The 14,677-nt window shown below is 54.8% G+C and carries 10 protein-coding genes and 2 tRNA genes; 2 read left to right on the plus strand and 10 right to left on the minus strand.

Annotation, left to right across the window (positions count from 1 at the left end; translation table 11 throughout):
• Window positions 1-118 precede the first annotated feature (118 nt).
• From REH51_RS05550 to purL, 8 genes are all read right to left on the minus strand, one after another.
• Window positions 119-194, minus strand: a tRNA-Lys gene (locus REH51_RS05550).
• A gap of 51 nt (window positions 195-245) precedes the next feature.
• Window positions 246-321: transfer RNA gene (locus REH51_RS05555), tRNA-Lys, on the minus strand.
• A gap of 111 nt (window positions 322-432) precedes the next feature.
• A complete protein-coding gene (rluB, locus tag REH51_RS05560; protein ID WP_009724817.1) occupies window positions 433-1,302 on the minus strand; it encodes a 23S rRNA pseudouridine(2605) synthase RluB in 870 nt (289 codons plus the stop codon).
• Window positions 1,286-2,173, minus strand: a complete 888-nt coding sequence (gene scpB / locus REH51_RS05565) for an SMC-Scp complex subunit ScpB (RefSeq protein WP_009724818.1) — start codon at window positions 2,171-2,173, stop codon at window positions 1,286-1,288. Before scpB ends, rluB begins: the two co-directional genes overlap by 17 nt.
• On the minus strand, window positions 2,170-3,144 hold the full coding sequence (locus REH51_RS05570; RefSeq protein ID WP_009724819.1) for a segregation and condensation protein A: 975 nt from the start codon (window positions 3,142-3,144) through the stop codon (window positions 2,170-2,172). The genes scpB and REH51_RS05570 overlap by 4 nt, the downstream gene beginning before the upstream one ends.
• 103 nt (window positions 3,145-3,247) lie before the next feature.
• Window positions 3,248-5,083 (minus strand): DNA repair helicase RadD, encoded by a 1,836-nt coding sequence (gene radD, locus REH51_RS05575; protein WP_498937120.1) that lies wholly within the window; start codon window positions 5,081-5,083, stop codon window positions 3,248-3,250.
• Between the two features lies 1 nt (window position 5,084).
• The gene (locus tag REH51_RS05580; protein ID WP_009724821.1) at window positions 5,085-5,876 is read right to left on the minus strand and encodes a crotonase/enoyl-CoA hydratase family protein; all 792 of its coding nucleotides are present in this window, start codon (window positions 5,874-5,876) and stop codon (window positions 5,085-5,087) included.
• Window positions 5,877-6,100: 224 nt separating this feature from the next.
• Entirely contained in the window at window positions 6,101-10,027 is a 3,927-nt protein-coding gene (purL, locus tag REH51_RS05585) for a phosphoribosylformylglycinamidine synthase (RefSeq protein WP_009724822.1), read from the minus strand.
• Window positions 10,028-10,192: 165 nt separating this feature from the next.
• Here purL and mltF point away from each other — a divergent pair, with 165 nt between their 5' ends.
• On the plus strand, window positions 10,193-11,656 hold the full coding sequence (mltF, locus tag REH51_RS05590; RefSeq protein ID WP_009724823.1) for a membrane-bound lytic murein transglycosylase MltF: 1,464 nt from the start codon (window positions 10,193-10,195) through the stop codon (window positions 11,654-11,656).
• 46 nt (window positions 11,657-11,702) lie between these two features.
• Here the strand turns inward: mltF and tadA are convergent, their stop codons facing one another.
• A complete protein-coding gene (gene tadA, locus REH51_RS05595) occupies window positions 11,703-12,155 on the minus strand; it encodes a tRNA adenosine(34) deaminase TadA (RefSeq protein WP_221927901.1) in 453 nt (150 codons plus the stop codon).
• A gap of 110 nt (window positions 12,156-12,265) precedes the next feature.
• On the opposite strand from tadA, the gene REH51_RS05600 reads away from it, so the two are divergent.
• Complete coding sequence (locus tag REH51_RS05600; protein ID WP_498937122.1) at window positions 12,266-13,090, plus strand: acyl-CoA thioesterase; 825 nt, start codon at window positions 12,266-12,268, stop codon at window positions 13,088-13,090.
• A 74-nt stretch (window positions 13,091-13,164) separates the two neighbouring features.
• Here REH51_RS05600 and REH51_RS05605 read toward each other — a convergent pair whose 3' ends face one another.
• Entirely contained in the window at window positions 13,165-14,445 is a 1,281-nt protein-coding gene (locus REH51_RS05605; RefSeq protein WP_009724826.1) for a malic enzyme-like NAD(P)-binding protein, read from the minus strand.
• Window positions 14,446-14,677 lie beyond the last annotated feature (232 nt).

A 14,677-nucleotide genomic window follows, 5' to 3' on the forward strand; every position in this document is an offset into this window, starting at 1 on the left:
AACTAAGACTATTGTGGTGTTAAATCGTTGCCCGCTGCAAGCATAAAGTGTGCGTTAGGACGCTTTATCACCGAATAGCAAAACGCCCCTGGCAGCAAGCTACCAGGGGCGTTAAATTTGGTGGGTCGTGTAGGATTCGAACCTACGACCAATTGATTAAAAGTCAACTGCTCTACCAACTGAGCTAACGACCCAAATTTTGCTACGCACCTAGTTGACTACTTGGCGCTATAAATCAGTTCGAGTGGTGGGTCGTGTAGGATTCGAACCTACGACCAATTGATTAAAAGTCAACTGCTCTACCAACTGAGCTAACGACCCCCTCGAACGGATGCATATAGTACGGATAGAGCTCACTAATAGCAAGCCTTTTTTACCTTTTACCAATAAGCATCCGTCAAAATCACTCTTATTAATTACCTTTAACTATTATCAATTACGCTTAGGCTTGCGCATTGCTTGAACCGGGCGGCGCTTGTGTTTATCACGGCTCCAGCGGTTTTTCTCATCAGGCGTTAGTGCTGGCACCTTGCGGGTTTCGAGACTTGCCAACGTGGCCAAGTCATCGACCTCATCTTGGGAAAGCTCAACCCACTCACCTGCCTTGGCGCGCTTATCAAGGAAGATGTTGCCGTAGCGCACCCGCTTCAGACGACTAACCGTGAGCCCCTGAGATTCCCATAGTCGACGCACTTCTCGGTTACGACCTTCTAAAATAACCACGTGGAACCAGGTATTAATACCTTCGCCACCAAACTCCTGTACGTCAGTAAAGCGCGCTGGCCCATCCTCTAGCATCACGCCATCAACCATGGCAATAATATGCTCGCGCTTGACCTCACCCATCACTCGAACTGCGTACTCGCGCTCTACCTGAGTCGAAGGGTGCATTAGACGGTTAGCAAGCTCGCCGTCTGTGGTGAATAGCAGCAAGCCACTGGTGTTAATATCCAAACGACCAATGGCAATCCAGCGTTCACCTTTCAGGCGTGGTAAGCGTTCAAACACCGTGCGACGCCCTTCTGGGTCTTTGCGCGTGCACAACTCGCCTTCCGGCTTGTTGTACATAATCACGCGGCGCGGCACTTCCTCTTCGGGCCGCAGCGACACAGGGCGATCATCAAAACTTACTTTGTCGCGGGCTTCTACTCGGTCGCCTAACTTGGCTACTTGGCTATTAACCTTTACTCGACCATCGGAAATGGCAGTTTCCATTTCACGGCGTGACCCCAGCCCTGCCCGGGCCAGTACTTTTTGCAGCTTTTCGCTGGTGGGGGGCGTGGTGTTATTGCTCTGACTCATGGTCGTCTGACCTCACATCGTTAGTCTGCGTGCGCGCATCATCGTCATTGCGCTGCGCACGTGCCGCTAGGCGCGCCTCTAAATCGGCAAAACTCAGCGGCTGGGTTAACGCCGTCTCGGCGTGTTGATCAGCAATCTTAGCTGAAGCTATCTCTTCACTCTGGGGTGGCGCATCCTGCACGGTTTCAGGCATTTCGTCCAGTGCTGGTTGTGTCTCATCTTGGTTGCTTATGCTTTCTGCTTGATCACCAATACACTCTTCTTGGGCACTTTCTTCTTGGCCATTAGTGCTTTCTTCTAGCGGATTCCCATTGTCACCTTGCTCAATAGCAATGTCGCTATCCTCGGCATTGACCAATGCATGCATCGGCGGCAATGCGTCCAAGGTTTTCAGGCCAAAATCATCTAAAAAGCTGCGGGTAGTGGCGTAAACAGCAGGTCGCCCAGGCACATCTCGGTGGCCTACCACACGAATCCACCCCCGCTCTACTAGCGTGCGCATAATAGAGCTGCTGACACTCACACCGCGCACGTCTTCAATATCCCCCCGCGTTACCGGCTGGCGATAGGCAATCAGCGCCAGCGTTTCCAGCAGTGCCCGAGAGTAACGCTGCGGCCGCTCGTCCCATAGGCGCGATACCCAATGAGAGAGACGAGGCCGAATACGCAGCTGAAATCCAGACGCCGTTTCCACGAGTTCCAGCGCCCCTTCTTCATGACGCAAAACAAGGCGAGACAACGTGTCGCGAAGTGCTTTTTTGGAGGGGCACTCATCTTCTAAAAACAGCGTTTCAAGCCGCTCTAAGGAAAGCGGCTCGCCAGCGGCAAGCAGCGCTGCTTCAATAATATCGTCTAACGTGGTGTCTCTCACGATGACTCCTCGTCAGGTTCAAATACCGGCTCTTCAAACGCACGCTCTTCAAACGCAGACTCTGAGGCGTCATCGTCTGAGTCAGCCACTTCAAATGCGCTCTCTTCTCCATCCGTGAGGGCGGCACGCCGCGCACGCACATGAATGGGCGACAGTGGCGCATTCTGTACAATTTCGATCATAGCTTCTTTGGCTAACTCTAAAATGGCCATAAACGTCACTACTACTCCAGCGCGCCCTTCTTCCAGCGTAAACAACGCTTCAAACGGGGTATAGCGCTGGTGGTCACCATCGTGGTGTAACTGCTCCATAATTTTCAGCATACGTTCGCGGGTAGAGAGAACCTCACGGCTGATTTGGTGGGCTTGCGCCAGCTCCGCACGTTTCAGAATATCCGATAGTGCTCCCAGCAGCTCGTCTAACCCTACATCAGGATGAATCACCCGCGCTTCTAACGGTGGCAGCCCCGCTTGCACACTAAACCAGTCACGCCCTACCCGAGGCAGCGTATCCAATGTTTCGGCCGCTTCTTTTAAGCGTTCATACTCTTGCAGACGACGAATAAGCTCAGCCCTGGGATCTTCTTCCTCCTCGCCTTCTGCCTTCGGTGGACGCGGCAGGAGTGTGCGGGATTTAATTTCCGCCAGCATAGCCGCCATTAATAAGTACTCTCCGGCCAGCTCAATCTCCATGGCTTTCATCAATTCCACATACTCAATGTATTGATGAGTAATGGTCGCCACATTGATCGTCAAAATATCCAGGTTCTGACGGCGAATAAGATAGAGCAGCAGATCGAGCGGCCCCTCGAAGGCTTCCAGAAACACCCGCAGCGCCTCTGGTGGTATGTAAAGATCCTCCGGCAGCTGCATGATCGGCTCATCAAACAGGCGCCCAAGCGCCTCTACTACCGGTTCAGCAGTTGGCTCTATAAGCTCGTGATCAACGGTTGCGTTTGGCGTCTCGCTCACGCGGGGCGTGTTCCTTTAGTTAAACATCCATGGTTAGTTAAACGTCCATGGTAAGTTAAGTGTCCATGCTCGCCAGTGTAACAGCGTGTCGCCTATTGAGGCATTATCGCTCCCCTGCCTCAGCCGCCTTGCGATAGCGCCCTTGATAGTCAAACAGCTTATCGCGAAGCTTCCAGTGCCGTCCGACTTTACGGCCAACGACAAAGTCTGGGTGGCGCAGCCGTCGCTGCTCTTCGACCACCTCGGCCGGCGAAGCAGGCTGCCACTTAGCGCCTGGGGCACGCAGGTGATTGCTAAAAAAAACAGCAAAAAATGCCCGCCGCTGAGCAGGTGTTTCCAGCGCAAACCACTCCGCCAAGCTCGCGCCATCTTCATCATAGTAGGTCACTTTTAAACGCGGCAGCCCTCGCCCGTTGGTCGTGGCCTCTAACTGCATACCGCTGACTCGCAGTACGTTGGCATCTTTTAATTTGAGCGCGTCTTTGAGCTTATCGTCGGCATCAACCAGCAGTTGCTCGCAGCCGTGACAGCGGCGGGCGGCAATATCATTTTCAGCGCCACATTGCTCGCAGACCTTAAAGCGAAAACGAAAATCACACTGCTTTTGATCGGCGCCCTGCCTACCCTTGCCCGCCTTAGCAGTCGGATTGGGGTTATCCACCAACCCCTGGCAGCGACGACCAAAGTGCTCAATCACCAGCTCGCCATCACGCTTACCCCAGAATAAATTGGCGTGACCACACGCCGGACACTCAACCTGGACCGGTTCACTGTCACTGTCCGGTTTTGGCTCGCCCACTTCTGGCGAGTATAGGTCCCAAGGGTTACCCGCAAAATCCAGAACCAAGCAGTTGGCTTTACCCGGCGATAAACGCAACCCTCGGCCAACAATCTGCTGATAAAGGCTCACCGATTCTGTGGGACGCAGAATAGCGATTAAATCCACATGAGGCGCATCAAATCCGGTCGTCAGCACAGCGACGTTGACCAAGAATTTAAGCTCACGCGCTTTGAATGCTTCAATAAGAGAAGTACGCTCCTGTGAAGCCGTCGCACCGGTAATCAGCGCTGCTTGGTTCATAGGTAAGTAGCTGATAATTTCTTCAGCATGAGCGACCGTTGCGGCAAAAATCATCACCCCTTGACGCGCGGAGGCATACTCAACCACCTGGGCAATGATCCCTGGCGTAACGCGACTACCGGCAACAACACGGTTGAGCTCTTCCTCACGAAACAGCCCACTGGGCGCAGGGGCCAAGGCAGAAAAATCGTAGCCTTCAATGGCCATATCCAGCCGTTTAGGCGCCGCCAAAAAACCTTGTTTCACCATCAATCGTAGCGGCTGTTCAAAGACGCAGTCGGCAAAGAAGCACGCTTCATCGCCACGCACCATGCCATGGTGATGGCGGTGGTAGATAAATCCCTGCCCTAACCGAAACGGCGTAGCGGTTAAGCCGAGAATTTTTAGCTGTGGGTTCTGACGCTGCAGATGCTCAATCACTTGGCGATAGCTGGCATCTTTTTCCAGCGATACTCGGTGGCATTCATCAATCACCAGTAACGTAAAACTGGCGTCACTGAAGCGCTCCAGATTACGCACCACTGATTGCACCGAGCCAAACACCACTTGTCGGCTGGCTTCTTTACGCTTAAGACCTGCACTGAAAATATCTGCCTGAAGCCCGTAGGCTTGGTACTTGGCATGATTTTGCTCAACCAGCTCACGCACGTGGGCCAGCACCAACACACGGCCACGGGCTAGCCTGGCCAGCTCAGCAATCACTAACGACTTACCGCTCCCAGTGGGCAATACCACCACCGCGGGCGCACTGGTCGCACGGAAGTGCTCCACCACACGCTTTACCGCCTCCGTTTGGTAAGGTCTCAAGCAGGGTGGCGTGCCAAAAACAGGGGCGGTGGAAGGGCTGAATGGTTGCATGTCAGTCGAAACGCGGGGCGCGACGCTCCATTCGTGCGCTCACCGCTTCGCGATGCTCGGCGCCGGCCAAAAGCTGCTGTTGCAAATGCGCTTCAAGGGCCAGACGATCGCCATGGGCCAGCCCCGGACCGCGAGCGAACAGCTCACGAGCCGCAGCGACGGCCCGAGGTGAACGCGAGGCGATGAGTGCAGCGGTTTCCCGGGCGGCTTCCAGGGGCGTATCGCTCAGCCGACTGCCCAGGCCTAACTGATAGGCCTCTTCCCCTGACACCTTGCGTCCGCTGATCGCCAGTTCTTGGAGCACATCCTGGCGCAACGCCGCTCCAGTCACGCTAATAGCCATATCGGGGATGATGCCCCAATCGATCTCCAGCAGCGCCAGTCGTGCTCGTGGATGGAGAATACGGATATCGGCACCCAAGGCAATTTGCAGGCCGCCACCGTAGACATGCCCGTGCAAGGCAGCCACCACGGGAACGCCCACCTCACGCCAGCCTAGAGCCAAGCGCTGAACCGGGTTGATGCCCGCTTCGTCAGGCGCCAGCAGAGTGGGCAATCGCTCCGCCTCGATCATGATCGCCGCCATATCGAGCCCCGCGCAAAAGCTGTCACCATCGCCGCTTAAGACCACGGCACGCACTCCACTAAGCTGGGTCAAGCGCTGCTGGGCCGCCAGCAGGCCATCGATCATGGCCCAATCCAGGCCATTGTGATGTTCGGGTCGCGACAACATGACTTCGGCCACGTGGTCGGCGAAGGTCAGCGTTACACGTTCATTGAGGATTTGATGCATTCGAGCTCCCTGAAGAGTTCTTTGGCTCGCCACCGATTGGCGATCGCTGGGCTTGCGGGCTAATCCGCTTATAAACTGATAAACGCGTTTATGAAGTGAGTGTGGCGCGAGGATGAACGTTTTTCAAACAATCGTTTCATTTTACTCTCACCATCGCCCTACCCCATTGCCCTCGTAGCAAAAAGCGGCCCGCAGGCCGCTTTTCTTTAGCATGGCAGGACGTATCAGCCCAGCCATACACGGGCATTACGGAATAAACGCAGCCAAGCGCCGTCCTCAGTCCACTCAGCCGGACGCCAAGAGTTAGTAACCGCACGGGTCACCCGCTCAGGGTGAGGCATCATGATGGTCACGCGGCCATCTGGCGTAGTGAGGCCGGTGATCCCTGACGGCGAGCCGTTGGGGTTGGCGGGGTAACGGGTTGTCACTTGGCCGTAGTTGTCGATATAGCGCAGCGCTATCTGACTGCTAGACTGCATACTGCGCAGGTGCGCGGTATCGCGGAACTCTGCACGTCCTTCGCCATGGGCCACGGCAATCGGCAACTTAGAGCCCTCCATCCCCGCCAGCAGAATCGACGGGCTTTTCTCTACCCGCACCATCGCCACGCGTGCTTCAAACTGCTCAGATTCATTACGCTCAAACGCAGGCCAGCTTTCAGCGCCCGGAATCAATGATTTCAGTTGCGAAAGCATCTGACAGCCGTTGCACACACCCAGCGAGAAGCTGTCATCACGGGTGAAGAAACTCGCAAACTGCTCACGGGCTCGCTCATTGAAAAGCACCGATTTCGCCCAACCGCCGCCTGCGCCCAGTACGTCGCCATACGAGAAGCCCCCGCAGGCGACTAGCCCTTTGAACTCATCGAGGGAAACACGTCCTTCCAGGATGTCGCTCATATGCACATCCACTGCGTCAAAGCCGGCTTTGTGGAACGCCCAGGCCATCTCGACCTGACCATTAACACCTTGCTCGCGCAGCACGGCAACAGCAGGCTTGGCAGTGTTGATAAACGGCGCGCTGATATCATCGTTGATATCAAAGCTAGGCGCGGCGCTTAGGCCAGGATCACGAACATCCAGCAAGCTATCGAATTCGTTCTTAGCGCATTCAGGATTATCACGCAGTGCCTGCATGCGATAGCTGGTCTCAGCCCAAGTGCGCTGAGTCAGTTGACGGGTAGTTTCCAGCAGCGGCTCTTCAAATAGCGTCACTCGCACCTGGTCGTCATAACGAGGGCGCGCAATGACACCACACGTTTCAATACCCGCAACGGCGAACTGGGTGAGCACTTCTTCAGTGTGCTCGCGGTTTACTTGAATCACCGCACCCAACTCTTCGGAGAACAACGCATTGAAGGCTTCCACCGGCTCATCAATCAACCAGTCCAGCTTGATTTCCAGACCCGCATGGGCAGCAAAGGCCATTTCCAGCAGCGTGACTAGCAGGCCGCCATCGCTACGGTCGTGGTAGGCCAGCAGTTTGCCATCGCGGTTAAGCCCCTGAATGACCTCGAAAAATGCTTTCAGGTCTTCTGGGTCATCGACGTCTGGACACTCGTTACCGACTTGACCATAGACTTGCGCCAGCGCAGAGCCACCTAGGCGGTTTTGCCCATTACCCAAGTCGATCAGAATCAGGTCAGATTCATCCTGCTCCAGATTGATTTGCGGCGTCAGCGTCGCCAGCGCATCGGTCACCGGTGCAAACCCCGTCACCACCAGTGAGAGCGGCGATGTGATGCTCTTTTCGTCAGCCTCGTCACCTTCCTGCCAAGCGGTGCGCATGGACATGGAGTCCTTACCCACTGGAATGGCAATGCCGAGTGCCGGGCACAGCTCCATGCCTACCGCATGCACGGCATCATAAAGCGCCTGGTTCTCACCGGGATGGTCAGCGGCGCTCATCCAGTTAGCAGAAAGCTTAACATCCGACAGTTTGGCAATTGGCGCAGCGGCTAGGTTAGTAATCGCTTCGGCAACGGCCAGGCGAGCACTGGCAGCAGGGTTAATTAGCGCCACTGGCGGGCGCTCGCCCATTGCCATGGCTTCACCAGCGTGGGTGTCGAAGCTTGCGGTGGTCACAGCAACGTCGGCCACCGGCACTTGCCAAGGGCCAACCATTTGGTCACGGGCGACTTGGCCGGTAATAGAGCGGTCGCCAATGGTAATCAAAAAGCTCTTCGATGCTACGGTCGGCAGGCGCAATACCCTGTCCATCGCTTCACGCAGATCAAGGTTGTCGAGCATGACGCCAGACAGCTCAGGAGTCTGACGCTCAAACGAACGCGTCATCTTCGGCGGTTTGCCAAACAGCACGCTCATCGGGAGATCTACCGGCTTGGTATCAAAATGGCCGTCGCGAACTTCCAAATGATGATGCTCCAGAGCCTCGCCAACTACCGCATAGGGGCAGCGCTCACGCTTACACAGTGCGTCAAAGGTCTCCAGGTCTTCTGGGGCAACGGCCAGCACATAACGCTCTTGGGCTTCGTTACACCAAATTTCCAGCGGGCTCATTCCCGGCTCGGCGTTAGGCACCGCACGTAAGTCAAACAGACCACCGCGATTACCGTCTTTAACCAGCTCCGGCAGAGCATTAGAAAGCCCGCCAGCGCCTACGTCATGAATAAAGCGAATCGGGTTTTTATCGCCCAACGCCCAACAGCGGTCGATGACCTCCTGAGCGCGACGCTCAATTTCCGGGTTTTCCCGCTGCACTGAGGCAAAATCTAAGTCCGCGCTAGACTCGCCTGACGCCATGCTAGACGCTGCACCACCACCCAGGCCAATCAACATGGCCGGGCCGCCCATCACGATGAGCTTGCCACCAACGGGAATCTCACCTTTTTGCACATGGTGGGCACGAATATTGCCATAACCACCGGCCAGCATAATCGGCTTGTGGAAGCCGCGACGCTCGATACCATCGTCGCTCAACGTATCCTGCTCATAGGTACGGAAGTAGCCCGTCAGATTAGGCCGACCAAATTCATTGTTAAACGCTGCACCACCGATGGGGCCATCCAGCATAATTTGCAGCGCTGACTGCATGCGCTCGGGTTTGCCGTAGTCAAAGGCTTCCCAAGGCTGTACAAACTCGGGGATACGCAGGTTGGAAACGGTAAAGCCTGAAAGGCCCGCCTTCGGCTTACCGCCAATACCGGTCGCTCCCTCATCACGTATTTCACCGCCAGAACCGGTCGCCGCGCCTGGGAATGGTGCAATCGCTGTAGGGTGGTTGTGGGTTTCCACCTTCATCAGAATGTGAATGGGCTCTTGGTGGGCGTTGTAGCTAGCCCGCTCTCCCTCAGCACCAGTCAGCGGCGTAGGGAAGAAGCGCCCCCCCTGGCTACCCTTGATCACTGCCGCGTTGTCGCTATAAGCCGACAGCACGTTATCCGGCGAGGTCGCAAAGGTGTTCTTAATCATCTTGAACAGCGAGTGACTCTGGGCTTCGCCATCAATAACCCAGTCCGCGTTGAAGATTTTGTGGCGGCAGTGCTCTGAGTTTGCCTGGGCGAACATCATCAGCTCGACATCGCTAGGGTTGCGACCAAGCTCAATAAAGGCCGCAACCAGATAGTCGATTTCATCATCGGCAAGCGCCAGCCCTAACTCTCGGTTGGCTGTCGCCAACGCTTCGCGGCCGCCTTCCAAGATATCGACACTGCCCAGTGGTGCAGGGGTGTGATGAGCAAACAGCTTAACCGCGTCAGCAATGTCAGCTAGCACGTTTTCCGTCATGCGGTCGTGAAGCAGTGCGCTGATCGCCTCCAGGTGCTCGACGCTGGGTTCGCCACTCAGCGCCACCCGATAATCAACACCACGTTCGATGCGATCAATTTGGTGCAACCCACAGTTATGAGCAATATCAGTTGCTTTAGAAGACCATGGCGACTGGGTGCCTAAGCGCGGCACAACCAGGAAGCGCTGGGCATTTTCAGGAATGTCTTGGCTCGCGTGGCTGCCATAATCAAGCAGCTTGGCCAAACGCTCCTGGGCAGCATCATCCAGCGTCTCGTGGTGGTCAATGAAGTGGATATAATGGGCGGACAGCGCCACCACCTCGGGAACACGTTCACGCAACACCGTTAACAGCCGTTCATGGCGGAAGGCAGAAAGGGCGGGTGCGCCTCGCAGTTCGAGCATATCTGGGAGCCTCTAAAGCAGGAAGAGTTCGTGCAGGAAATCAATGGGCCGCAGCGCGGCAATCTCTCTATGATACTGGAAAGCGGCGGCCACACGAAATCAACAAGGTGACAGCTTCTCTCAGGCTGGGTATCGTTACAGACTGTTTCCCCTCAACAAGACACCATGCTAACGTTGATTTACCGACACTTTATGAGGCGTTCTCGCGCCTATTTCGCAGTAATTGCTACGCTTTTCTTAGCGTTAGTTCCGCGCGCCTCCCTGGTATCGCAAGGTGAACATTTAGCCCAGATTACCGCAAAAGATTTTATTACCATTCATACCCGCAACACGCCAACCACCTACTATGAAGGCCGCCAAGGCCCAACTGGCTTTGAATATGAACTGATGCATCGGTTTGCTGATTACCTGGGCGTTAGCTTAAACCTCAATGCAAGCCACCACCCTGAAAGCGTGTTGCCTGCTGTGCGAGGGCAAGGTGACCTGGGTGCAGCAGCACTGCCCTTGCTGCCAGATTCATCTGGCATTCATTACACCCGTTCAATTATTCAGATGCAGCCATTGGTGGTTTACCGCCGCGGCTTGAACGGCATTAACGAGCCGGAAAATTTAGTTGGCTTGGAATTGGGCACGCTGAGCGAGGCGGGCACCAGCCAAGCACTTCTCGCCCTTCAGCGCGACTATCCAAGTTTGAGCTGGAAAGAGTCCCATGAGCTTGAGGTAGCAGAACTGCTGGCGCGGGTGGAAAACGGCACGCTGGATGCGGCGATTATTTTTGATCATCAGTTTCGTCTAAACCGGCTTTTTTTCCCCAACGTCGAGCGCGGCTTCTTCTTGGGAGAGCCGCTATCATTAACCTGGGCGGTGCCCAGCGGGCGCGGGCTGGGCCTCTTGGAAGCTGCTAACCGGTTCCTTGAGGAGCTACAGGGAAATGGCACGCTAGAACAGCTAGTCAGCCGTTATTTTGGCCATGATGATTATTTGGAGTATGTGGGAACGCGCACGTTTTTAGCCCATCTTGATGAACGTCTGCCAACCTATACCGAGCTTTTCAAAAAAGCCGCTCGAGATACAGGGTTTGATTGGAAACTACTGGCCGCCGTGGGCTATCAGGAATCTCACTGGGACCCTAACGCAGTGTCCCCTACTGGGGTGCGTGGCCTGATGATGCTCACCAACCCTACCGCCAGCGAGATGGGCGTCGCTGACCGCACTAATCCAGCACAAAGCATTGATGGTGGTGCACGCTATTTACGCAGTATTAAAGATCGTCTGCCTGAAAGCATTATCGGTAATGACCGGCTCTACATGGCGATGGCAGCCTACAACGTGGGGCTTGGACACCTATACGATGCCCGCAAGATCGCCGAAATGCGCGGCGGCAACCCAGACAGCTGGCAAGATGTACGCGCAGCACTACCGCTACTTCAGCAACGGAAATGGCATAGCCAAACTCGCTATGGCTATGCACGCGGCGGCGAGCCCGTCATTTATGTACGCAACATTCGTCGCTACTACGAGATGATTGAGTACGTTGAGCGCAGCCGCCAGCAGTTCTTCCAGCTGGGGCAAACGCTGGTTAGCGATGAGCCTCTGTTACTCTTTGATATTATTCCACCCGTGGAATAATGATTGGCTACCCCCAATACCGCCACTCGTTGACGATAGTAGCGGGCTAGCGTTTCGTAGCAAAAAACTGTTTTAGCAATTTTTTTGCCGGCGCTGCCAGCACGCCACTGGTGACGGCTACTTGATGATTGAACCACGGCTGAGCAAGCAGGTTGGCTTTTGATTCGACCATACCCGTGCGCGGCTCTGCCGCACCATACACCAAGCGTGCTAAGCGGGCATGGACCATGGCACCCGCACACATCATGCATGGTTCAAGCGTCACAAATAGTGTGCAGCCCTCTAAGCGATAGTTATCCACCTGCTGCCCCGCCTCCCGCAGCGCGCGAATTTCTGCGTGACCACTGGGGTCGCAACTGGCTACCGGTGAGTTCCTCCCTACTCCTATAATAGCGCCTAGAGCATCTACTACCACGGCACCCACCGGCACCTCGCCCTCTTTAAAGGCAAGGTGTGCCTGGTCAAGCGCTCGGTGCATGTAAAATTCGTCGCTGCGTATCAAGACAAACTCCGCTAAGGTAGCAAAACGATCGTTTTAATTGTGCCATAGCCGCATAGATACCCTGGCAAACATTAGCGGCCAAACGGACAGCACTAAGGATACCGAGAATGAACGATGCGCTGAAGTTACTGGTAAGCTTACTAGAGCTGGAAACACTTGAAGAGACGCTATTTCGTGGCCAAAGCCAAGACCTCGGCTTCCCACAACTCTACGGCGGTCAGGTATTAGGCCAAGCATTAGCAGCTGCGGCCCGCACCGTGCCCGATGATCGCCGCCCACACTCACAGCATGGCTATTTTCTGCGTCCCGGCGACCCTCACCGCCCCGTCGTCTACCAAGTAGACACGATTCGCGATGGTGGTAGCTTTACTACTCGTCGCGTCACCGCCATACAAAAAGGACGACCTATTTTCTTCTGTAGCGCATCGTTTCAAAGCGAGGAAGAGGGCATTAGCCACCAACGCACGATGCCCAATGTAGCCACACCGGAAGCCATCATCGAAAGTGGTGACGTGAAGCATACCCGCTTCCCAGGCCACCCTATCGAGTTTCTGCATTTAAAGGGCAACCCAGACAATGCATCGCCTGCAGGCCAATGTCTATGGTTCCGCTTAGCTGGCGGAGCGCTGCCCGATGACCCAGCACTGCACCGACATCTGCTTTCCTACGCGTCAGACTTCAACCTACTGACGACAGGACTAGTCCCCCACGGCATTAAATTCACTGACCCTAAACTGCGCATCGCTAGCCTAGATCATGCACTGTGGTTACACGAAGACACTCGCCTGGATGACTGGCTACTTTACGTGATTGACTCTCCCTGGGCAGGCGGCGCCCGTGGTTTAGCCCGCGGTCATATTTACCGTCGCGATGGACGCTTGGTGGCATCTACCGCTCAAGAGGGGCTGGGGCGATATCCTCAGCAACACTAAACCGATCAACAAAACCGGCCCCCAAAACACCAACGCCCGCTATAAACGGGCGTTGGTGGGTACATTAATGTGTGCTAAACAACTGACGCACCGTAAACATCATTAATGGTTTTGAGCGGATAGTGTGCCGGGTAAGGTTTGCGCGCCACACCTGAATCTACCGCTGCCTGGGCCACCGCCGAAGAAACTCGGTCTAGCAGGCGAATATCGACCGGTGTCGGGATAATGTACTCACGCCCAAAGCTCATTTCAGTGCGCTCGTAGGCGTCTAACACTTCTTGGGGAACCGGCTCTCGGGCTAGATCCTTCAGAGCGTGGACTGCTGCCAGCTTCATGGCTTCATTGATGCGTGTCGCCCGAACATCTAAAGCACCTCGGAAAATAAACGGGAAACCCAATACGTTATTTACCTGATTCGGGAAGTCCGAACGGCCGGTGGCCATGATCACATCAGGGCGTGCCTCGCGGGCCACAGCCGGGTGAATTTCCGGATCTGGGTTAGTACAGGCGAAAATAACCGGATCTGCGGCCATTTTCTTAACTTGCTCAGCAGAAAGAAGCCCTGGACCAGAAAGACCAATAAACACATCAGCACCGTCGATGGCATCGTCTAGTGTGCGCATACCGGTATTGCGGGCGAATTCAGCTTTATACTCGTTAATGCCATCGCGATCAGTGTGAATAACACCGCGCCGGTCAAGCATCACCAAATTCTCTTTACTAGCGCCACAAGACACTAGCAAACGCATGCAAGCAATCGCTGCAGCTCCCGCGCCCATGCATACAATCTTCACATCTTCAATTCGCTTGCCCGCAATATCCAGCGCATTGAGCATACCTGCGGCGGTCACAATGGCCGTACCATGCTGATCATCGTGAAATACCGGAATGCTGCAGCGATCAATCAAGGCTTTTTCGATTTCAAAGCATTCGGGTGCTTTGATATCTTCCAGGTTAATGCCGCCCCAGGTGTCCGCAATACGCGCCACCGTATCGATAAACGCCTGCGGGCTTTCAGCATCCACTTCAATATCGACTGAGTTAATGCCTGCAAAGCACTTAAAGAGTACGCCCTTACCTTCCATAACCGGCTTACTGGCCAGTGGACCAAGGTTTCCAAGGCCTAGAATGGCGGTTCCGTCGGAAATGACGGCAACCAGGTTCCCTTTACCAGTGTAGCGATACGCATTTTCCGCCTCGCGAGCGATTTCGCGAACCGGCTCAGCAACGCCAGGGCTATACGCCAGCGCCAGATCACGCGCGGTAGCCGTGGGTTTGGTTAACTCCACAGATAGCTTACCGGGAATCGGTTTAGCGTGATAATCCAAAGCCGCTTGCTTATTTGCATCCATCATGGTCAAGGTCCAATCAGCCTAAAGTAGAAAAGTCACTCCAGAATATAGAAAAAACCCATGCGTCTCAAGCACGTAGTAAACTTTGCAGGAAAACAGTCGTTTTAACTCCGTTTCCATCATGTTCGTAACTTTTCAATATCATTTGCTGCAACTTATGCATAAACATCCCAGCCATAAAGGTTTGCTTATTGATGCAATGCGTCATTTTATGGAAATAAATTCCACTAAAAAA

The sequence above is a fragment of the Halomonas bluephagenesis genome (genome assembly GCF_054790765.1).